Annotated in this window: 20 protein-coding genes; 10 read left to right on the forward strand and 10 right to left on the reverse strand. The window is 72.1% G+C overall.

The window, feature by feature from the left end:
- Nucleotides 1-212: 212 nt before the first annotated feature.
- Nucleotides 213-866, forward strand: coding sequence for an ACT domain-containing protein (locus IE290_RS27425; protein WP_191247593.1), 654 nt, complete (start codon nt 213-215; stop codon nt 864-866).
- A gap of 3 nt (nt 867-869) precedes the next feature.
- Here IE290_RS27425 and IE290_RS27430 read toward each other — a convergent pair whose 3' ends face one another.
- Nucleotides 870-2,885, reverse strand: coding sequence for an MMPL family transporter (locus IE290_RS27430; RefSeq protein ID WP_191247594.1), 2,016 nt, complete (start codon nt 2,883-2,885; stop codon nt 870-872).
- A gap of 223 nt (nt 2,886-3,108) precedes the next feature.
- On the opposite strand from IE290_RS27430, the gene IE290_RS27435 reads away from it, so the two are divergent.
- The gene (locus IE290_RS27435) at nt 3,109-3,519 is read left to right on the forward strand and encodes a MarR family winged helix-turn-helix transcriptional regulator (protein ID WP_191247885.1); all 411 of its coding nucleotides are present in this window, start codon (nt 3,109-3,111) and stop codon (nt 3,517-3,519) included.
- 32 nt (nt 3,520-3,551) lie between these two features.
- Nucleotides 3,552-4,493, forward strand: a complete 942-nt coding sequence (locus tag IE290_RS27440) for an NAD(P)-dependent oxidoreductase (RefSeq protein ID WP_191247595.1) — start codon at nt 3,552-3,554, stop codon at nt 4,491-4,493.
- A gap of 27 nt (nt 4,494-4,520) precedes the next feature.
- Here IE290_RS27440 and IE290_RS27445 read toward each other — a convergent pair whose 3' ends face one another.
- Genes IE290_RS27445 through IE290_RS27460 form a run of 4 tightly spaced genes read right to left on the reverse strand, consistent with a single transcriptional unit; the run spans nt 4,521 to nt 8,910 of the window.
- Entirely contained in the window at nt 4,521-5,048 is a 528-nt protein-coding gene (locus tag IE290_RS27445; protein WP_229874732.1) for a GNAT family N-acetyltransferase, read from the reverse strand.
- Complete coding sequence (gene ligA, locus IE290_RS27450) at nt 5,041-7,161, reverse strand: NAD-dependent DNA ligase LigA (protein ID WP_191247596.1); 2,121 nt, start codon at nt 7,159-7,161, stop codon at nt 5,041-5,043. The genes IE290_RS27445 and ligA overlap by 8 nt, the downstream gene beginning before the upstream one ends.
- 11 nt (nt 7,162-7,172) lie before the next feature.
- Nucleotides 7,173-7,877 (reverse strand): hypothetical protein, encoded by a 705-nt coding sequence (locus IE290_RS27455; protein WP_191247597.1) that lies wholly within the window; start codon nt 7,875-7,877, stop codon nt 7,173-7,175.
- 10 nt (nt 7,878-7,887) lie between these two features.
- Nucleotides 7,888-8,910, reverse strand: coding sequence for a uroporphyrinogen decarboxylase/cobalamine-independent methonine synthase family protein (locus IE290_RS27460; RefSeq protein WP_191247598.1), 1,023 nt, complete (start codon nt 8,908-8,910; stop codon nt 7,888-7,890).
- Between the two features lie 179 nt (nt 8,911-9,089).
- Here IE290_RS27460 and IE290_RS27465 point away from each other — a divergent pair, with 179 nt between their 5' ends.
- The 3 genes from IE290_RS27465 to IE290_RS27475 all read left to right on the forward strand — a co-directional run bounded on the left by IE290_RS27465 (nt 9,090) and on the right by IE290_RS27475 (nt 11,166).
- Entirely contained in the window at nt 9,090-9,635 is a 546-nt protein-coding gene (locus tag IE290_RS27465) for a hypothetical protein (protein ID WP_191247599.1), read from the forward strand.
- An 86-nt stretch (nt 9,636-9,721) separates the two neighbouring features.
- Nucleotides 9,722-10,762, forward strand: coding sequence for an MBL fold metallo-hydrolase (locus IE290_RS27470; protein WP_191247600.1), 1,041 nt, complete (start codon nt 9,722-9,724; stop codon nt 10,760-10,762).
- A gap of 236 nt (nt 10,763-10,998) precedes the next feature.
- Nucleotides 10,999-11,166 carry a hypothetical protein gene (locus tag IE290_RS27475; protein WP_191247924.1) on the forward strand — a complete coding sequence of 56 codons (168 nt, stop codon included), beginning with the start codon at nt 10,999-11,001 and terminating at the stop codon, nt 11,164-11,166.
- Between the two features lie 82 nt (nt 11,167-11,248).
- Here the strand turns inward: IE290_RS27475 and IE290_RS27480 are convergent, their stop codons facing one another.
- Entirely contained in the window at nt 11,249-12,739 is a 1,491-nt protein-coding gene (locus tag IE290_RS27480; RefSeq protein WP_191247601.1) for an acyl-CoA synthetase, read from the reverse strand.
- Nucleotides 12,740-12,836: 97 nt separating this feature from the next.
- Here IE290_RS27480 and IE290_RS27485 point away from each other — a divergent pair, with 97 nt between their 5' ends.
- Nucleotides 12,837-13,229, forward strand: coding sequence for a GNAT family N-acetyltransferase (locus IE290_RS27485; RefSeq protein ID WP_229874733.1), 393 nt, complete (start codon nt 12,837-12,839; stop codon nt 13,227-13,229).
- Between the two features lie 123 nt (nt 13,230-13,352).
- Here IE290_RS27485 and IE290_RS27490 read toward each other — a convergent pair whose 3' ends face one another.
- Nucleotides 13,353-13,682 carry an ArsR/SmtB family transcription factor gene (locus IE290_RS27490; RefSeq protein WP_373300527.1) on the reverse strand — a complete coding sequence of 110 codons (330 nt, stop codon included), beginning with the start codon at nt 13,680-13,682 and terminating at the stop codon, nt 13,353-13,355.
- A gap of 69 nt (nt 13,683-13,751) precedes the next feature.
- On the opposite strand from IE290_RS27490, the gene IE290_RS27495 reads away from it, so the two are divergent.
- On the forward strand, nt 13,752-14,963 hold the full coding sequence (locus IE290_RS27495) for an MFS transporter (RefSeq protein WP_229874734.1): 1,212 nt from the start codon (nt 13,752-13,754) through the stop codon (nt 14,961-14,963).
- Here IE290_RS27495 and IE290_RS27500 read toward each other — a convergent pair.
- Nucleotides 14,912-16,753, reverse strand: a complete 1,842-nt coding sequence (locus IE290_RS27500) for an ABC transporter ATP-binding protein (protein ID WP_229874775.1) — start codon at nt 16,751-16,753, stop codon at nt 14,912-14,914. The genes IE290_RS27495 and IE290_RS27500 overlap by 52 nt on opposite strands.
- A gap of 77 nt (nt 16,754-16,830) precedes the next feature.
- Complete coding sequence (locus tag IE290_RS27505; protein WP_191247604.1) at nt 16,831-18,564, reverse strand: ABC transporter ATP-binding protein; 1,734 nt, start codon at nt 18,562-18,564, stop codon at nt 16,831-16,833.
- Between the two features lie 76 nt (nt 18,565-18,640).
- On the opposite strand from IE290_RS27505, the gene IE290_RS27510 reads away from it, so the two are divergent.
- Together IE290_RS27510 and IE290_RS27515 are read left to right on the forward strand one after the other, a co-directional pair.
- Nucleotides 18,641-19,252: a TetR/AcrR family transcriptional regulator gene (locus tag IE290_RS27510; protein WP_191247605.1), complete on the forward strand. Its 612-nt coding sequence runs from the start codon at nt 18,641-18,643 to the stop codon at nt 19,250-19,252.
- Nucleotides 19,253-19,319: 67 nt separating this feature from the next.
- Nucleotides 19,320-20,087 carry an ATP-binding protein gene (locus IE290_RS27515; protein WP_191247606.1) on the forward strand — a complete coding sequence of 256 codons (768 nt, stop codon included), beginning with the start codon at nt 19,320-19,322 and terminating at the stop codon, nt 20,085-20,087.
- A gap of 193 nt (nt 20,088-20,280) precedes the next feature.
- On the opposite strand, the gene IE290_RS27520 is transcribed toward IE290_RS27515, so the two are convergent.
- On the reverse strand, nt 20,281-20,616 hold the full coding sequence (locus IE290_RS27520; protein WP_191247607.1) for an STAS domain-containing protein: 336 nt from the start codon (nt 20,614-20,616) through the stop codon (nt 20,281-20,283).
- Between the last annotated feature and the right edge of the window lie 87 nt (nt 20,617-20,703).

Raw genomic sequence — 20,703 nt, forward strand, 5'->3', positions numbered from 1 at the left:
GGTGACTCCCGGGGTGTGCGGATCGGTGTTTCGGTGAGTCACAAGTCTATGGCGGCGGGCCCCGCGACCTCGACCGGGTTGTTCACGGCGGGCGCGCGATCCGGTCTCGGTAGGCAGACGATGGCTCCCCGTGACGGCCTTCGTCTGTCACAATCAGCGGCCGGTTGCGCTCCCCGGCGAGGCGGGAGCGCCGGACCCGAGAGGGGTTCACGTTGTCCTTCCTGATCCGGGTGCAGCTCCCGGACACGCCAGGAACCCTCGGAGCGGTCGCGACGGCTCTCGGCATGATCGGGGCGGACATCCTCTCGGTGGACGTCGTCGAGCGCGGCGGTGGCGTCGCGATCGACGACATGGTCGTCGAACTGCCCTCCGGACGGCTGCCGGACGCGGTGATCACCGCGGCCGAGAGCGTGGAGGGCGTCGAGGTCGACGCGGTGCGGCCGTACGCCGGCGTGCTGGACACCCACCGCGAGCTGGAGCTGGTCGAGGAGATCGCCGCGCAGCCCGCGTCCGGGCTGTCCGTGCTGGTCGAAGGCGTGCCGCGGATCATCCGCGCGGGCTGGGCGATCGTGGTGTCGGTCAGCGACGCGGGTATCTACCGCCTGGCCTCCTCGAGCGCGTCGCCCGAGGCGCCGATCACCGACCTGCCGTGGCTGCCGCTGGAGCGCGCCACGATCCTGGACTCCGAGGACTCGTGGGTCCCGGAGACCTGGCAGGAGCTGGGCACCGAGCTGGCCGCGACGCCGCTCGGCAAGCCGGACAAGGCGCTGCTCGTCGGCCGCCCCGGCGGCCCGATGTTCCGGGCGGCCGAGGTCGCGCGCCTGGCGCACCTGGCCGGGATCGTCGCCGTCGTGCTCGACGGCTGAGTCTCACGGCACCCTCGAGGGCCACCAGATCCGCCGCCCGACGTCCAGCGTCAGGGCCGGCACCAGCAGCGACCGCACGATCAGGGTGTCCAGCAGCACGCCGAAGCCGACGATGAACGCGATCTGGGCCAGGAACAGGATCGGGATCACCGCGAGCGCCGCGAAGGTCGCCGCGAGCACCACCCCGGCCGAGGTGATGACGCCGCCGGTGAGCGTGAGCCCGCGCAGCGTGCCGTCGCGGGTGTTCGTCCCGAGCGCTTCCTCGCGGACCCGGGTCATCAGGAAGATGTTGTAGTCGATCCCGAGCGCCACCAGGAAGACGAACCCGAACAGCGGCACCGCCGGGTCCGCGCCCGGGAAGTCCAGCAGGTGGTTGAACACCAGCGCGGACACGCCCATGGTGGCGGCGAAGGACAGCACGACGGTCGCGATCAGCAGCAACGGCGCGAGCAGGGCCCGCAGCAGGAGCGCGAGCACCGCGAAGATCACCACCAGGACGATCGGGATGATCACGGCGCGGTCCCGTTCCGAGGTCTCCTGCGTGTCCAGCTGGGTCGCGGTGGTGCCGCCGACGAGCGCGTCCGCGCCGGGCACGGCGTGCACGGCCTGGCGGATGCGGCCGACGGTGTCGAGCGCGGCCTCGGAGTCGGCGGCGTCGGTGAGGATCGCGATGACCTGGACGCGGCCGTTGACGACGGTGGGAGCCGCGGCGACCTGCGCGACGCCGTCCACCCGCGCGGCCCGCGCGACGGCTTCGGCCTGGCCGGCGTTGGCGATGATCGTGGTCGGTGAGCCGGAGCCGCCGGGGAAGTGCTCGATCAGGACCTCCTGGCCGGCGACCGAGTCGACCGGGGTGAGGAAGAGGTCGGACTGGGCGACGCCGCCGGCCTTGAGCTGCGGCACGAACGCCGCACCCGCGAGGAGCAGGACGGTGGTGCCGATCCAGGTCGCGCGGGGTTTGTGCGCGACGGCCTCGGCGATGCGGCCCCAGATGCCGCTGGACTCCGGGTGCGGGGAGCCGAGCTTCGGGCGGACCGGCCAGAACGCGGCGCGGCCGAGCAGCGCGAGCACGGCGGGCAGGAAGGTGACGGAGGCCGCGAACGCGGCGGCGATGCCGATCGCGGCGACCGGGCCGAGGCCGCGGTTGGACTGCAGGTCGGAGAACAGCAGGCAGAGCACGCCGAGCACGACGGTCCCGGCGGAGGCGGCGATCGGCGGGAGGGTGGCGCGCCAGGCCAGCTTGACGGCTTCGTAGCGGTTTCCGGTGTCGCGGAGTTGTTCCCGGAACCGGGAGACCAGCAGCAGCGCGTAGTCGGTGGCCGCGCCGAAGACGAGGATGAACAGGATGCCCTGGCTCTGGCCGTTGACGGTGAGGACGTCGTGGTCGGCGAGGAGGTAGACGACCAGGCTGGCCAGGCCGAGCGCGAAGACGGCGGAGAGCAGGACGACGAGCGGCAGCAGCGGGCTGCGGTAGACCACGACGAGGATCAGCGCCACGACGATGCCGGCGACCAGCAGCAGGAGGCCGTCGATGCCGCCGAACGCGGTGACCAGGTCGGCGATCTGGGCGGCCGGACCGGTGACGAGGACGGTGAGACCGTCGGGCGCGTGGTCGAGTTCTCCGCGGATCCGCTCGACGACCTCGCCCGGTTCGCCGCCCACCCGGACGGAGACGGTGAGTTCGAGGGCCTGGCCGTCCTGGGCGGGTTGCGGGCTCGCGGCTTTGGTGACGCCGGGGATGGCCTGGATGCGGGCGGCCGCGTCGGCGAGGAAGGCGGTGTCCTGGGGCGTGATGTTCGTGGCCCGCTCGGCGACGACGATCCCGGGGAGGGTTTCGTCGGTGGAGAAGGTGCGCTGTTCGGCGAGGGCGCGGGTGGATTCGGCGGAGGCCGGGAGGAAGGCGGAGTTGTCGTTGGTGGAGACGTCGCTGAGCTTGCCGGCGTAGGGGCCGCCGATACCGCCGAGCACCAGCCAGGCGACGACGAGCAGGGCGGGGACGAGCAGGCGGGCGGTCCTCATGGGCTAATACAGTCCTAGGATCGGGGAAATTGCTCAGCAGGCTGAACATTACCGGGAGGCGCGATTGGCCGCCGAGGAAGGCCCGGCAAATCGGACACCGTGCGACGGTGCTCCGCCGCCGGCTGCCGAGCTGTCCACGGCCGCGACACCGCCGCCCGCGAACGAAGCCCCTGCCTCTGGACAACCCCCGGGTGGCGGCGCTCCGGCGCCGGGCGAGGAAGGGATCGCCTCCTGGCCCACCGGGCGCTTGCTCTCGGCGGCGGCGAGGCTCGTCGAGCAGCGGTGGGCGGCGCGGCTGGAGACGCTCGGTCTGTCGCACGCCGGGCTGATCGCCCTGCACACGTTGCGCGGCGGGCCGCTGTCCCAGCGGGTGCTGGCCCGGCGGTGCCAGGTGACCGACCAGACGATGAGCCGCACGCTGGAGCGGCTGTCCAGGTCGGGGTACGTCACCCGCGTGCCCGATCCGCTGGACGGCCGCCGCTCCCTGGCGCGGCTCACCCCCGCGGGCGAGGACGTCCTCGCCACCTCGGAGCGGATCGCGCGGGACGACGCGTCCGTGATCGGCGCGCTCGGCGACGACGCGGCCTTCCGGCGGCAGCTGATCGAGCTGATCGGGCACCTGAGCGGGTCATGACAACTGTCATAGTCCCGCGCTAGGGTGCTCACATGAAGCTGGGTTTCCTGGGGCTCGGTGTGATGGGCACGCCGATGGCGCTCAACCTCGTCCGCGCGGGCACGCCGCTGGTGGTGTGGAACCGGACCGCCGCGAAGGCCGAGGTGCTGCGGGCGGCGGGGGCGGAGGTCGCCGGGAGCGCGGCCGAGGTGTGCCGCCGGGTGGACGTCGTGTTCCTCATGCTGGCCGACGGTGCCGCGGTGGATGCCGCACTGGACCGTGGCGGGAGCGGGTTCGCGGCGAACGTCGGCGGGCGGATCGTCGTGCACATGGGGACGACGTCGCCGGAGTATTCACGCGGGCTGGCGGCCGAGGTCGCCGCGGCGGGTGGCCGGTACGTCGAGGCGCCGGTGTCGGGGTCGCGCAAGCCGGCCGAGGCGGGGCAGCTGGTGGCGATGCTGGCGGGCGAGCCGGGCGCGGTGGCCCAGGTGGGGCCGTTGCTGGCGCCGATGTGCCGTCAGGTGGTCGAGTGCGGGCCGGTGCCGGGCGCGTTGCTGATGAAGCTCGCGGTGAACCTGTACCTGATCACGATGGTGACGGGCCTGGCCGAGGCGACCCACTTCGCGGAGCGGCAGGGCCTGGACCTGGCGCGGTTCGTGGAGGTGCTGAACGCGGGCCCGATGGCGAGCGACGTGTCGCGGGTGAAGGTGGCGAAGCTGGTGGCGCGGGACTTCGAGGTGCAGGCGGCCGTCGCGGACGTGCTGAAGAACAACCAGCTGGTCGCGGAGGCCGCCCGCGCGGCCGGGCTGGCGTCGCCGCTGCTGGACGTGTGCCACCGCTTGTACGACGAGACCCTGCGGCTGGGCCACGCCGGGGAGGACATGGCCGCGGTGGTGCGAGCGATCGAGACGAGGACCGCGGCGGTGGCAGGAGGAGCTGGGGCGTTCGCTGCGACCGTCCCAGCCGCCGCGAACCCCGCTCCGGCCGGGGACTAAAACCCCGGGTGCCGCCGTCGTCCGGCCTCAGAGGGACAGTCGGAAAGCGCGCAGCCACAGCCCCGGCAACGGCTCCCAGTCCCGTTCGGGGAGACGGCTGAAGCCCAGGCGGGAGTAGAGGCGGTGGGCCGCCTTCATCGCGTCCAAACTGGACATCACCACCGCGCGGGCGCCCACGGCGCGGGCCCGGTCGAGCACCGCGCGGGTGAGGGCCTCGCCGACGCCGCGGCCTCTCGCGGCGGGCGCGGTGGCCAGCATGCGGAACTCCAGCTCGCCCTCGCGGGAGATTTCGGCGTAGTGCGTGCCCGGGTGGACGATCGTCACCGAGCCGAGCAGGCCGCTGTCGTCCGTGGCGACCAGCAGCTCGGCGTGCTCGGCCCGGTGCGCGGCGTCGGACAGTTCGCGGACGTAGTCGTCGTCCGCGGTGATCAGGCCGTCCGCCACGTAGGCGGACGCGGTCAGCGCGCCGACCGCGGCGAACTCCTCCGGCCGCGCCGGTCGCACCGTCACCTCACCGACCAGCCGGCTCCCCGTCGGCGCAGTCGCCTCACTCACCGGCCGCCTCCTCCGTCGGCAGCGCCACCTCGGCGGCGGCTTCCGGGCCCCGGTCCAGCAGCACCTGGAAACCGGCCTCGTCCAGGATCGGGACCTTCAGCTGGACCGCCTTGTCGTACTTGGAGCCCGGCGCGTCGCCGACCACGACGAACGCCGTCTTCTTCGACACCGACCCCGCGGCCTTCCCGCCGCGCGACATGATCGCCTCCTTGGCCTCGTCGCGCGAGAACGTGTTCAGCGAGCCGGTCACCACGATCGACAGGCCCTCCAGCGTGCGCGGCACCGACTCGTCGCGCTCCTCCGCCATCCGGACCCCGGCGCGGCGCCACTTCTCCACCACCTCGCGGTGCCAGTCGACGGCGAACCACTCGCGCAGCGCGTTCGCGATCGTCGGCCCCACACCGTCCACATCGGCCATCGCGGCCTCGTCGGCGTTCTCGATCGCCTCCAGTGAGCCGAACTCCCGCGCCAGCGCCTGCGCCGCCGTCGGGCCGACGTGCCGGATCGACAACGCCACCAGCACTCGCCACAGTGGACGGTCCTTGGCGCTGTCCAAGTTGGCCAGCAGCTTGCGCCCGTTGGCCGACAGCTCCCCCGCCTTCGTGCGGAACAGCTCGACCCGCCCCAGCTTCTCCTCGTCCAGATCGAAGATGTCGCCCTCGTCGACGACCACACCGGACTCCAGCAGCGCCGTCGCCGCCTCGTAGCCGAGCATCTCGATGTCGAACGCGCCTCGCCCGGCCAGGTGGAACAGCCGCTCCCGCAACTGCGCGGGACACGACCGCGCGTTCGGGCACCGGATGTCGACGTCGCCCTCCTTCTGGTGCGCCAGCTTCGTGCCGCACTCCGGGCAGAACGTGGGCATGACGAACTCGCGCTCGTCCCCGGTGCGCACGTCGACCACCGGACCGAGCACCTCGGGGATCACATCACCCGCCTTGCGGATCACCACGCGGTCGCCGATCAGCACGCCCTTGCGCTTGACCTCCTGCGCGTTGTGCAGCGTCGCCATCGCCACCGTCGACCCGGCCACCTTCACCGGCTCCATCACCGCGAACGGTGTGACCCGGCCGGTGCGGCCGACGTTGACCTGGATGTCGAGCAGCCGGGTGGTGGCCTCCTCCGGCGGGTACTTGTAGGCGATGGCCCACCGCGGCGCGCGGGACGTGCTCCCCAGCCGCCGCTGCAGCGACACCTGGTCGACCTTCACCACGATGCCGTCGATCTCGTGCTCGGCGTCGTGCCGGTGCTCGCCCCAGTACCGGATGTGCTCCAGCAGCTCGGACGCCTTGTCGACCACCTTGGTGTGGCCGGACACCGGCAGCCCCCACGCCGCCAGCGCTTCGTAGGCCTCCGACTGCCGGGCCGGCTCGAACCCCTCGCGCTTGCCGAGGCCGTGGCAGATCAGCCGCAGCTTCCGGCTGCGCGTGACCTTCGGATCCTTCTGCCGCAACGACCCGGCCGCGGTGTTGCGCGGGTTCGCGAACGGCGGCTTGCCCGCCTCGACCAGCCGCGCGTTCAGCTCGGCGAAGTCCTCGACCCGGAAGAACACCTCGCCGCGCACCTCGACGAGGTCGGGCACCGGGTACTCGTCGGTGCCGGTCAGCGTCTCCGGCACCTGCTCCAGCGTTCGGACGTTGAGCGTGACGTCCTCACCCGTGCGGCCGTCGCCCCGCGTGAGCCCCCGGACCAGCCGCCCCTTCTCGTACAGCAGGTTGATGGCCAGGCCGTCGATCTTCAGCTCGCACAGGTACTGCGTGGACCCACCGACCTCGCGCTCGACCCGGTCCACCCACGCCCGCAACTCCTCCTCGTCAAAGACGTTGTCCAGGCTCATCATGCGTTCGAGGTGGTCGACCGCGACGAAGTCGGTGGAGAACGTGCCGCCCACGTTCTGCGTCGGCGAATCGGGCGTGGCCAGGCCCGGGTACTCCGACTCCAGCCGCTCCAGCTCCTTGAGCAGCTCGTCGAACTCGCCGTCGGTGATGACCGGCGAGTCCAGCACGTAGTACCGGAACTGGTGCCCGCGCACCTCTTCCGCGAGCGCGCCGTGGCGCTCGCGGACCTCGGCGGGAACCTCGGTGACGTCCTGTGCGGCGGGAGTCTCACTCACAGTCGGTCAGCTTAGTCAGCACCCCCGACAGTTTCCGGACGTTCCTCGTCCAGACCGCGGACCAGGTCACGCAGTTCCAGGAGCGTGATGGCGCCGGCGGGCTCGGTCTCGGCCGCCTCCACCCTGCGTAACCGTTCCGCCGCGAGCCGTTCGCCGAGCGTGGCGTCCAGCGGCAGGAAGGTCATCGCCGAGCGGGTGGCCGCGTCGAGTTCACCCAGCAGCGGGTGGTGGACCGCGACGTCGACCACCCCTTCGGCCTCGTCGACCAGCGCGGCGACCCGGACGTCGGCCAGCGCGACCGACCGCGTCCCGAGGTTCACCGTGACCCCGGTCGGATCGGGCACCGGCGGCACCGAGTCGTGGTACTCCCAGATCGCGTCCTCGGGCGGCGCCGCGGCCTTCCACGCGTCGGTGAACGGCCGCAGCGCGGGGTCCTCCTGACCGCTCACCACGAGGGCGTAGATGGCGCGCTGCCCCCGTTCAAGTGACACGTGCAGGTTCGGGTGCAGCTGCGCGACCGCGGCGGCCAGCTCACCCTCGACGCGCTGCGGCTCGCGGTCGCCGAGCGCCGCGCTGATCTCCGGCAGCATCTCCGCCCACCGGCGCCAGAACCGCTCCGCGGCCGCCACCGGGTCGTCCGGCACCGCCTGTTCGGGCCACGCGGTGCGCGGGTCCGGCAGGTCGTCCTCGCGCCGATTCCGTCGAAACCATCGCATCGCCGAAGTCCTACCAGCCTTCCGGTGGCTCCACGAACGCTTTGCCCAGATCCGTGGTCAGCTTCAGCGCGCGGCGCGTCCAGTCGGCGGTCGCCCCCGCGAAGCCGCAGGTCGGCGTCGGCACGGCCCGGTCGGCCAGCGTCGAGCGGTTGAACCCGAGCCGGTCGGCCAGCGCCAGCGCGGGCTGCGCCAGCTCACGCAGCGACGGCCGTCGCGCCGGCTCCAGCGCCGGCACCAGGCCCAGGAACAACACGGTCCCGCTGTCCCACGCCTCGCCGAGTTCGTCGAGCAGGGTCGACGGTGCCCCGCCCAGCAGCGTCGCGTCGATCGCCAGCGCGCCGGCACCGGCCGCGTGCAGCAGGCCGACCGGCGGCCGCGCGGCGCAGCAGTGCACGACGACGGGCTGCCCGGTCAGCTCACCGGCCCGTTCGATCACGCGGCCGAGCAGCTCCCGCGCCTCCGGCTCGGGCACGGCCGGCACGGTGCCGTAGCCCGACGGCGTGGGCAGGGAGCCGGCGAGCACGTCCGGCAGCGTCGGCTCGTCGAACTGGACCACGACCTCGGCGCCGGTGCGGGCCTTCAGCTCCCCGACGTGCGCGGCCAGCCCCTCCAGCGCCGATTCGGTGAACTCGCGCACCGCGCCCCGGTCGGTGAGCACGCGGTGGCCGCGGGGCAGCTCGATGCCGGCCGCCAGCGTCCACGGCCCGGCCAGCTGCGTCTTGATCACCGGGGCGCCACCCGCCTCGGTGACCGCGTCGAGGTCCCAGCGCAGCAGGTCGACCGCCCGCCGGTGGTCCCGCCCCGGCCGCGCGGCGACCCGGTAGCCGCTGGGCACGACCTCGATCGCGAGGTCGACCAGCATCGCGGCGGTCCGCCCGATCAGGTCCGCGCCGACGCCGCGAGCCGGCAGCTCCGGCAGGTGCGGGAAATCGGGCAGCTCGCCGAAGACGACCGCGGCCGCCTCGGCCGGGTCGGTACCGGGCATCGATCCCACCGCGGTGGCCGCACCGGGTGGCCAGACGTGTTCGCTCACACCCCGATTCTCCAAGGCCGCCCGGCCACCCGCGCCCCGGCCCCGCGCGGCCGGGGAAATGGCACCGGCGGCGCTTGGCGAAAAGGCCGCCACAATCGGAAATCCGGTCAACCGGACATTTCCGCGTAATTCACCGGCCGTCTCCCGTTCTTGATTTCCGCTGGCTAACCTTGACCGGCATGACGAGCGGTTCGCGGCACGCGGGCGGTGGCACCCTGTTCACCGAGCCCTTCCTGGTGGTCAGCCACCGTGCCGGAGCGGCCGAATCCGGCGTGCGGGACCAGTACGGGCAGCCGCTGGGAACCGTCGCGGAAGCCGAGAACCGCACGTTCCGGAAAGCGCTGCGGATGATCACCGGATCCGCGCGGTTCCGCCCGAACTGTTTCGCGGTGCGCGACTCCGGCGGAAGTGTCGTGCTGAAAGTGCGGGTGCACGACTCCCGCTTTCTGGTGATGCGCGCCGACGGGACGCCGATCGGCGAGATCGCCCCGGACGGGCCGGACCGGTTCGCCCTGTCCGCCCACGGGCACCCGGTCGGCGCGCTGGAGAACCGGCACCGCGGCGACTTCCGCATCACCGACTTCTCCGGCGGCGAGGTGGCGCGGGCGGCCGAGGAGCCCGGCCGCGGCTACGTCGTCGAGGTGTTCGCCCAGCTCACAGACCCGCTGGCGAGCCTGGTGCTTGCCGCCGCGCTGACCGTGGAGACCGCGCTGCGCCCAGCGTGACGTGGGTCTCAACCGCGGCAGGTGGACATTCCACCCGGGAAGTTCCAAAGTGAAATATCCCGGGTCGGAAAGGACGATGAGATCTCGTGGAACCAATTCCCGAAGGCAGCGCCGAGTGGAGCGAGCCCGGCCTGTACGCCGTGGCGCCGGGCGTGCACCGGATCCCGTTGCCGCTGCCGAACGACGGACTGCGGGCCGTCAACGTCTACGCCCTGAGCGAAGGCTCCGACCTGGTGCTCATCGACTCCGGCTGGGCGCTCGCGGAGGCGCGCGAGCAGCTGGCCGCGGCGCTGAAGGGGCTGGGCGCCGAACTCGGTGACGTGAGCCAGTTCCTGGTCACCCACGTGCACCGCGACCACTACACCCAGGCGGTCGCGCTGCGGCGCGAGTTCGGCGGGCGGATCGCGCTGGGCTCGCAGGAGGAGCCGTCGTTGCGCATGACGGCGGATCCGGACGTGGTGCCGCTCATCAGCCAGATCCGGTCGCTGCGGGCGTGCGGCGCCGATCCGGTGGCCGACGAGCTGGTGCGGGTGTTCGAGATCCACGGCCGCAACACGGAGGCCTCGATCTGGGAGCAGCCCGACGAGTGGCTGACGCCGGGACGGCGGACGGTGCTGCCGAGCCGCGCGCTGGACGTCGTGCACACCCCGGGGCACACCGCCGGGCACGTCGTGTTCGACGACGGCGCGGCCGGGCTGATGTTCACCGGCGACCACGTGCTGCCGCACATCACACCGTCGATCGGGTTCCAGCCCGCGGTGGCGGAGATGCCGCTGCGGGACTTCCTGGACTCGCTGCGCCTGGTGCGCGGCATGCCGGACCGGCGGATGCTGCCGGCGCACGGCCCGGTGGCCGACAGCGTGCACGCCCGCGTCGACGAGCTGCTGGACCACCACGCCCAGCGGCTGGACGTCATCGCGACGACCATTGTGGACGGTGCGGGGACGGCGTACGAGTCGGCGCTGCGGCTGGGCTGGACGCGGCGGCAGCGCAAGCTGGGCGAGATGGACGTGTTCAACCAGATGCTGGCCGTCCTGGAGACCGCCGCCCACCTCGACCTGCTGGTGCACCAGGGCAAGCTGATGCTCCTGGTGGAGGACGGGGTGCGCCGCTATTCGGTGGCCTGAGCGGGTGGCGCGGGCGGCGGCGCGCGACTTCGCGTAGGGTGGGTACCAGCGGGCGGGTTCGGTCGCCGTCGACGCCGGTTGCGAGGAGCACCGGAACGGCGAACCTGATGCGATGCTCATGCTCGCCCCCCGCTGACACCGACTCCACCGGCCGCCGTTCGACGATCCACCGGCCGGTCGTTCTTCCACCCGTGGCTGCCGCGCCGATGGCGCCGGCCACCCGCCAAGGAGCTTCCATGATCCAGACCACCCGTCACACCCGTACCCAGGTCACGGCCGAGCCCGTCCTGTTCAGCCACCCGCTGGTCGAGGAGACCAGCCGGGTGGCGGGCGAACTCGACGTGGCCGCCGCGCGGACCGTGCTGTTCGCGGCGCCGTCCGCGAAGCCGGCCCGGCGCCGGTGACCGGCCGCGGCTAGGCCGCCCTTTCGGGGGAGATCCGCGCCGCCGGATCACGGCCAGCCGGCGTGAGCCCCGGCGGGGCCGGTCAGGAGAACTGGTCCCGCAGCTCGCGCTTGAGGATCTTGCCCGAGGCGTTGCGCGGCAGGTCCGGCACGAAACGGATCGCCTTCGGGACCTTGAACGCGGACAGCCGCTCGCGGACGTGGGCGATCAGCGCCTCCGGTGAAACGTCCTCTTTGGACACCACCACGGCGGTGATCGCCTCGATCCACTTCTCGTCCGGGACACCGATCACCGCGGCTTCGGCGACCGCGGGGTGGGTGTAGAGCGCGTCCTCCACCTCGCGGGAGGCCACCAGCACGCCGCCGGTGTTGATGACGTCCTTGATGCGGTCGACGACGTAGATGTAGCCCTCCTCGTCGATGCGCACCAGGTCGCCCGAGTGGAACCAGCCGTCGCGGAACGCTTCTTCGGTCTCCTCGGGCTTGTCCCAGTACCCCTCGCACAGCTGAGGACTCCGGTACACGCATTCCCCGGACTCGCCAGGCGACACGTCGTTGCCCTCGGCGTCGACCACGCGCAGCTCGACGAACAGCACCGGGCGACCGGCCGAATCGGGGCGCTCGGCGTGGTCCTCGGGGCGCAGGATGGTCGCCAGCGGGCCGATCTCCGACTGGCCGAAGCAGTTGTAGAACCCCAGTTCCGGCATGGCCTGGCGGAGACGGTCGAGCACCGGACCGGGCATGATCGACGCGCCGTAGTACGCCTTGCGCAGCGCGGTGAGGTCCCGCGAGCCGAAGTCCGGGTGGTTGGTCAGCGCGACCCACAGCGTCGGCGCGGCGAAGAACGCGCCGTGCCGGTCCTCGGCCAGGCGGCGCAGGATGTCCGTCGGATCGGGGGTCTCCAGCAGCGTGTTGGTCGCACCGACGGCCAGCCACGGCACGAGGAACACGTGCATCTGGGCGGAGTGGTAGAGCGGCATGACGTGCAGCGGGTCGTCGTCCGCGGTGAGGTCGAGGCCGGTGATGCACGAGATGTACTCGTGGACCAGCGCGCGGTGGGTCATCATCGCGCCCTTGGGCCGGGAGGTCGTGCCCGAGGTGTAGAGCAGCTGGGCGAGGTCGCCGTCGCTCACCTCGGCGTCCAGCTCGGGGACATCGCCGGAGAGCGCGACGAGCGAACCGTCGGCGTCGCGCAGGGGCACGACTTCTTCCAGCGCGGGCAGGTTGCCGGCGAGGGCGGGGTCGGCGAGCGCGACCCGGCTGCCGGACTGTTCGACCAGGTAGGCCAGCTCGTCGCCGGTGAGGTTGTAGTTGATCGGGACGTGCACCAGCCCGGCGCGGGCGCAGGCGAGGAAGCCGATGAGGTAGGCGTCGGAGTTCTTGCCGTACGCGGCGACCCGGTCGCCCTTGACGAGCCCGAGGCCGAGCAGGTGCGCGGCGGCGCGGGTGACGGCGGCGTCGAGGTCGGCGTAGGTCCACTGCCGTCCGGCGAACTTCAGCGCGACGCGGGCGGGCCAGCGGGCCGCGCTGCGGCGGAGGATGTCCGCGACGGTGCTGGAGCGGAGCGTGGTCAAGGGGACTCCTCCTTCGGCGCCGGTGCCATACTCGATTGTCGTGAGTGAGATCCACATTAGACGTGCTCGGCGGTCGGATGTCGAGGAGATCGTGGCGATGCTGGCCGACGACCACCTCGGCGCCCGGCGCGAGCAGCCCGGCGATCCGGCGTACCTGCGGGCGTTCGAGGCCATCGACGCGGACCCGAACCAGCTGCTGGCGGTGGCGGAGCGGGACGGTTCGCTGGTCGGGACGTTGCAGCTCACGTTCATCCCGGGCCTGTCCCGCCGCGGCGCGACGCGGGCGCTGGTGGAGGCCGTGCGGGTGCGCGCGGACCAGCGGGGCGGCGGCCTCGGGGCGACGCTGATGGAGTTCGCGGTCGACGAGGCCCGGCGGCGCGGGTGCGCGATGGTGCAGCTCACGTCGGACGCCTCGAGGGTGGACGCGCACCGCTTCTACGAGCGGCTGGGGTTTGCGGCCAGCCACGTGGGTTTCAAGCTGATGCTCTGAGGGGCGGACGCCTTCGCGGGTGCCGGGGGCAGTGCCGGCACGCGCGCGGGAGGGGATCGCCCGTGGCAAGGTCTTCGCCGGGAGGGCGCGTCCCAAAGCGCCCTCGGCCCGCCACCCGCCACGTCACGCGGCGGCCGGTGGCTCCCAGTTCCGCACCAGCTCCAGCAGCCCCGGGAAGCGCGCCTCCAAATCGGCCACCCGCACCTCGCTGCGTCGCTCCAGTCCGTACTGCCTCTGGGTCGTCACGCCGGCCTCGCGCAGCAGCTTGAAGTGGTGGCTCAGCGTCGACTTCGGGCGGTCGATCCCGAACCACCCGCAGGAGCGCGGCACGCCCGGCGACTCCAGCAGCAGCTTCCGCACCATCCCCAGCCGCAGCGGGTCGCTCAGCGCGGACAGCACCGTCTCCAGGCGGATCTCCTCGCGCGCCGGCTGCGGCAGCGCCTCCTCGGTCACAATCCCGATCATAGCCCTTAGTTCGGCTATCTTCGAACAAGTACGAGAAAAGTCGAACTAGGAGTCCTCGTGATCCCGAAACGCGCCGCCTGGCTCGCCGCCTGGCCGGTCCTCGCCGTGTTCGTCCTGTCCAACGCCCCCACCCCGCTCTACGTGCTCTGGCAACGCGAACTCGGCTTCTCCTCGGGCGTCCTGACCGTCGTCTTCGCCTGCTACATCGCTGGCCTGCTCGGCGCGCTCCTGGTCGCGGGTGTGGTCTCCGACCGGATCGGGCGCAAACCCGTTCTCCTGCCGGCACTCGCGCTGGGCATCGTCTCCTGCGTCCTCTTCGCGACCGCCGCCTCGGTGCTCGCCCTGGCCATCGCGCGGTTCCTCGCCGGGCTCGCGGTCGGCGCCGCGGTCTCCGCCGGCATGGCCGCGGTCAACGACGTCGCCCCGGGACGCGGCAAGACCGCGGCACTGGCGTCCTCGACCGCGATGGTCCTCGGCGCCGGCCTCGGGCCGCTGCTGGCGGGCGTCGCGTCGGAGACCCTGCCCGGGCCGACGGTCACGATCTTCCTCGCCGAGATCGTCCTGCTCGCCTCCGCCGCGGTCGTCGTCGCGCGGCTGCCGCTGCCACGCCCACAGAGCACCAGCCGCGCGTGGATCCGGATCCCGAACGTCCACCCGGACGGCCGCGGCGCGGTCCTGCGCGGCATCGCCGTGTTCGCGCCCGGCATCACGGCCACCTCGTTCGTGCTGTCCCTCGGCCCGTCCGTCCTGACCGACCTGCTGGGCAGCACCGACCGGATCGTCGCCGGCGCGCTCGCGTTCGTCATGTTCCTCGGCGCGACGGGCATCCAGTTCGCCGTGCGCGGCCTGCCCGCCCGGACCATCCTGATCGCCGGCGCCGCTTCGACCACGGCGAGCATGGCCGCCCTGATCGCCTCGCTGCAGACCTCGTCGCTCACGCTGCTCGCGGTCGCCGCGGTGCTCGCCGGGACCGGCCAGGGCATGGGCCAGTTCGGCGGCCTCACGCTGGTCAACGCGAGCGTCCCGGCGAACCGGCTCGCTGAGGCGACCGCGGCGCAGAACGTCGGCGGCTACGTGCCCGCCGCGGTCCTGCCGCTCGCCGCCGGGTTCCTCAGCGACGCCACCGGCCTGGCGACCGGGGCCACCGCGTTCGGCGTTGTCGTGATCGCCGCCGCCGTGGCGGGCGGCCTCGTCGCCGGACGAGGCCGCCCCACCCGTCAGGACACAGCTTCCACCGGGCTGCGGAACTGCGCGGAGTACAGCCGGTAGTAGGCGCCGCCCGCGGCGAGCAGCTCCTCGTGCGTGCCCTGCTCCACGATCCGCCCCGACTCCATCACCAGGATGAGGTCGGCGTCGCGGATCGTGGACAGGCGGTGCGCGATCACGAACGAGGTGCGGTCGGTCCGCAGCGCCGCCATCGCCTGCTGCAGCAACGCCTCGGTGCGGGTGTCGACCGAGCTGGTGGCCTCGTCGAGGATCAGCAGCGACGGGTCGGCGAGGAACGCCCGCGCGATCGTCACCAGCTGCTTCTCCCCCGCGCTGAGGTTGGTGCCCTCGTCGTCGATCACCGTGTCGTAACCGTCGGGCAGGCTGCGCACGAACCGGTCAACGAACGTGGCCCGCGCGGCGGCCTCCACCTCCTCGGGGGTCGCCGACGGCCGGCCGTAGGCGATGTTGTCCCGGATGCTCCCGTTGAACAGCCAGGTGTCCTGCAGCACCATCCCGGTCTGACCGCGCAGCTCGTCGCGGGTCATCTCGGTGATGTCCACGCCGTCGAGCGTGATCCGCCCCGCGTCCAGCTCGTAGAACCGCATGATCAGGTTCACCAGCGTGGTCTTGCCCGCCCCGGTCGGGCCGACGATCGCCACCGTCTGCCCCGGCTCGGCGACCAGCGACAGGTCCTCGATCAGCCGCCGCTCCGGGTCGTAGGAGAAGCCGACGTGCTCGAACTCCACCCGGCCCCGGCGCTGCTCCGGCAGCTGCGGCGACGCGGTGTCCGGCTCCTGCTCCGCCGCGTCCAGCAGCTCGAAGACCCGCTCGGCCGAGGCGACCCCGGACTGCAGCAGGTTCGCCATCGACGCGGCCTGCGTCAGCGGCTGCGTGAACTGGCGCGAGTACTGCAGGAACGCCTGCACGTCGCCGAGCGTCATCGTCCCCGTCGCCACGCGCAGACCGCCGATGACGGCCAGCACCACGTAGCTGAGGTTCGACAGGAACATCATCGCGGGCATGATGATCCCGGAGATGAACTGCGCGCCCATCCCGGCGCGGTAGAGATCGCCGTTGCGGCGCGCGAACTCCTGCTCCACCTCGCGGCGGCGGCCGAAAACCGTCACCAGCTCGTGCCCGCTGAACGCCTCCTCGATGTGCGCGTTGAGCGCGCCGGTGTGCTTCCACTGCGCCACGAACAGCTTCTGCGAGCGCTTCCCGATGACCCTGGTCAGCGCGATCGAGGCCGGGACCACGAGCAACGCGATCACCGCCAGCAGCGGCGAGACCACGAACATCATCACCAGCACGCCGATCAGCGACAGCAGCGACGTGAGCAGCTGGCTCAGGGTCTGTTGCAGCGTCAGGGAGATGTTGTCGATGTCGTTGGTGACGCGGGACAGCAGCTCTCCGCGCGGCTGCCCGTCGAAGTACCGCAACGGCAGCCGGTGAAGCTTCGCCTCGACGTCCTCGCGCAGGCGGTACACCACGCGCTGCACGGCCCCGTTGAGCAGGTACCCCTGCAGCCACCCGAACACCGACGCGGCCACGTACAGCACCAGCACCCAGGACAGCACCCGGCCGAGCGCGGCGAAGTCGATGCCCGCGCCCGGCACGACGTCCATCCGGGCGAGCATGTCGGCGAGGTTGGTGTTGCCCTCCGCCCGCGCCGCCGCGACCGCCTGCTCGGTGGTAGTGCCCGCGGGCAGCCGGCTGGAGATGAACCCGCCGAAGATGATGTCGGTGGCGTGGCCGAGGATCTTCGGCCCCACCACGGTGAACGCGACGCTGGCGACGCCGAGGACGACCACGAACGCGAGCGTGAGCCGTTCCGGGCGCAGCCGGCCCATCAGGCGGCGGGCGGCGTCGCCGAAGCTCTTCGGCTTCTGCACGGGCCCGGCCGGCGCGCCGGGGAAACCTGGTCTGGTCACGCCGCTTCCTCCGCGGTGAGCTGGGACTGCACGATCTCGAGGTAGGTGGGGCAGTCGCGCAGCAGCTCGGCGTGCGTGCCGCGGCCGGCGATCTCCCCGTTCTCCAGCACGACGATCTGATCGGCGTCGACGATCGTGGAAACCCGTTGCGCCACCACGAGAACCGCGGCCTCCGCGGTGTGCGGGGCCAGCGCCGCGCGCAGCCGGGCGTCGGTCGCCAGGTCCAGCGCCGAGAACGAGTCGTCGAACAGGTAGACCTCCGGCTTGCGCACCAGTGCCCGCGCAATCGCGAGCCGCTGCCGCTGCCCGCCGGAGACGTTCGTGCCGCCCTGCGCGATCGGCGCGTCCAGACCGCCGGGCATCTCCGACACGAACTCCCGCGCCTGCGCGATCTCCAGCGCCTGCCAGAGTTCTTCGTCGGTGGCGTCCGGTTTGCCGTAGCGCAGGTTGCTCGCCACCGTGCCGGTGAACAGGTACGGCCGCTGCGGCACCAGCCCGATGCGGCTCCACAGCACGTCCGGGTCGAGTTCCCGCACGTCGACGCCGTCCACCAGCACCCGCCCCGCCGTGACGTCGACGAGCCGCGGCACCAGCGACAGCAGCGTGGTCTTGCCGGCGCCGGTGCTGCCGATGATCGCGGTGGTCTTCCCCGCCTCCGCGCGGAAGGAGATGTCCCGCAGCACCGGGGCGTCCGCGCCCGGGTACCGGAACTCGACCCCCTGGAACTCGACCGCGCCGTGTTCGGTCACCTCCCGCACCGGCCGCAGCGGCGGCCGCACCGACGAGTCGGTGTCCAGCACCTCGGCGATGCGCTCGGCGCACACGGACGCGCGCGGGATCATCGTCGCGATGAAGGTCGCCATGGTGACCGACATCAGGATCTGGATCAGGTAGTTCAGGAACGCCGTCAGCGCGCCGATCTGCATCTCCCCGCCCGCCACGCGGTGCGCGCCGAACCACAGCACGGCGACGCTGGAAGCGTTCATCACCAGCAGGACCGTGGGGAAGATCAGCGCCTGCAGACGGCCGACGCGCAGCGCGGTGACGGTCAGCTCGTCGTTGGCGACGGCGAACCGCCGTACCTCGTCGCGCTCGCGCACGAACGCCCGCACCACGCGGATGCCGGACAGCTGTTCCCGCAGCACGCGGTTGACCTGGTCGATGCGGGTCTGCATGAGCCGGAACTGCGGCACCATCCGCGACACGACGAGCCCGATCGCGACGAGCAGCACCGGGATCGCAACCAGCAGCAGCCAGGACAACCCCACGTCCTGTTCCAGTGCGAGCACGATTCCGCCGACGCACATGATCGGCGCCATGATCAGGATCGTGCAGCCCATCACCACGATCATCTGCACCTGCTGCACGTCGTTGGTGGTGCGGGTGATCAGCGACGGCGCCCCGAACTGCGCCACTTCGCGGGCGGAGAAGCCGCCCACGCGGTGGAAGACGGCGGCCCGCACGTCGCGCCCGAACCCGGCCGCGCTGCGTGCCCCGAAGTACACCGCGCCGATGGAGCAGGCGATCTGCAGCAGCGTCACGGCCAGCATCCAGCCGCCGGTCGAGAGGATGTAGCCGGTGTCCCCCGTGGCCACGCCGCGATCGATGATGTCGGCGTTGAGGCTCGGCAGGTAGAGCGACGCGATGGTGCCCACGAGCTGCAGCACCACCACCGCGGCGAGCGCTCGCCAGTACGGACGCAGGAATGTCCGCAATATCCGGATGAGCACGATTCCCCCTAGGAAACGATCGGTACCCACTGCGTAGACTACCGCCGTAAGAAACGCAACGTATTTTGGAGGGCGGGTGCCGCAGCCGAAGTCGAGGCGCCACGGGGCGGAGCTGGAGTCGGCGATCCTGGACGCGGCCTGGGCCGAACTCGTCGAGGTCGGCTACGCCAAGCTGACCATGGAAGGCGTCGCGGTCCGCGCGGGCACCAGCAAGCCGGTGATCTACCGCCGCTGGCCCGGACGCCCCGAACTGGTCCTCGCGGCCTGGCGCCGTCGTCTGCCGGACGGCGAGGACCCGCCCGACACCGGCGGCCTCCGGTCGGACTTGCTGGCGCTGATGCATCGATTGCTGCACCGATTTCAGGACACCCCGCGCGACGTTGTCGTCGGACTGATGAGCGAAACGTGCCGCGATCCGCAAGCGTTCGCCTTGTTGCTCAGGCAGATCGCCGCCGCACGGCAGCGGCCGTCCGTCGAGGCCATCGTGCGGAAAGCCGTGGCCCGTGGGGAGATTCCGCCGGTCGAGATTCCGCCGCGGGTCGCGCGCGTGCCCCTCGACCTCATCCGCGCCGAGGCGATCTTCCACCACCGGGAAATCGACGAGAAAACGATTACCGAGATTGTCGACGACGTCTTTCTGCCCCTCTTGCGGGGATTGGCCCACCAGGAGTTGCATGAGGAGGAATGACTGGCCCCCCGGCGGGGTATCAAACCGCTGACACGACCGACGAGAAGTGTGGAGGCGGTGTCGGAAGATGAGCACCGCTGGGCGGGTCCGCATCCGGCGGCGGGAGGTCGCCGGGTGCACGGTCGTCGACCTCACCGGCAGGCTGAACGGCCACAGCTACGGGGAACTCCGGGACAGCCTGATCAAGCTGACGCTGGACCAGCCACGGGCGTTGATCGCGCAGGTGGACGACCTGGACGTGACCACCGAGCCCGCTCTGACCGTGTTTTCGGCGGTCCGGATGCGCACCGACCAGTGGCCCGCCGTGCCGGTGCTGCTCGTCGCGAACGACCCGCGGCGGCACCAGTTGCTCTCCGGCAGCGCGATCCGCCGCTTCGTGCCCGTCTACCCCCGCCTGGAGACGGCTATCGAAGCGGTGGCGGAACCGCCGCAGCGACGGCGGCGGTCGGCCGTGTTCCTGCCGCTCCCCAGCAGCTCGCACGGCGCGCGGCGGTTCGTCCAGGAGACCTGTCGCGAGTGGAACATCCGGCACCGGCTGGAGGACGCGCTCGGCGTGGCCACCGAGCTGGTCGAGAACGCGATCACGCACGCCGGCACCGCGCTGGAGGTGCGGCTGGAGCTGCGCCGCGGCTACCTGACCATCGCCGTCCGCGACGAGGACCCGCACCCGGCCGTGCTTCGGCAGCGGCCCAGCGGCCGGCTGCAGGGCTACGGCCTGCAGGTCATCTCGGCGCTGTCCAGCGCCTGGGGCTGCTCCCCCGCGCAGGACGGCGGGAAGGTCGTGTGGGCCGTGCTCAGTGTCGGCCCGCGTCGCCTCGCACCGTTCCCGACGTGACGTCCGGCAGCGCGATCCCGTCGAGGGTTTCCATCACCAGGGCGGCGGGTCGGCGGTTGCGCAACGCGGCGCATCGCGCTGCCGCGCGTGTACCCGGTGAAATCGAAGCCGCGCGCGCCACCGGAAGTGCCTTCCCCGAGGGTTCTGCGTCCGCCCTCAGCCGACGGTCGCCCTCTTCCGGAGGGTCAGCAGATCATGAACTCAAGGCCTCGGGCACGGTCTCGTAGCGGGGCAGGATCGCGGTCAGGCCGGTGAGGTCGAGGACGCGGGCGACCTGGCTGCACCGCGGCGCGACCACCCGCAGCTCGCGCACGTCGAGCATCGCCTGCACGCCCGCGGCGCTGAGGAACGCGACCCGCGTCAGGTCGAGCACGACCGGACCGAGCTGCCCGGCGAGCGTCTCGGCGAGCCGGGGCGCGGTGCAGAGGTCGATTTCGCCGGTCGCGCGCACCACGGACGCCCCGGAGCGGTACTCGACGGCGAGGTCCAGCAGCCGCTCGGTGAGCGGGGTGCGCGGCACGTCGGACACCAGGTTCGCCCCCTCGGCAACGTGGTCGTGTCTCCGGCCGGAACCGGACCACGATGCTAGCGCCGCGCGGCTAAACCGCGCAGCCAT

It is taken from the genome of Amycolatopsis deserti, from assembly GCF_014653945.1.
GTDB classification, from domain to species: domain Bacteria; phylum Actinomycetota; class Actinomycetes; order Mycobacteriales; family Pseudonocardiaceae; genus Amycolatopsis_E; species Amycolatopsis_E deserti.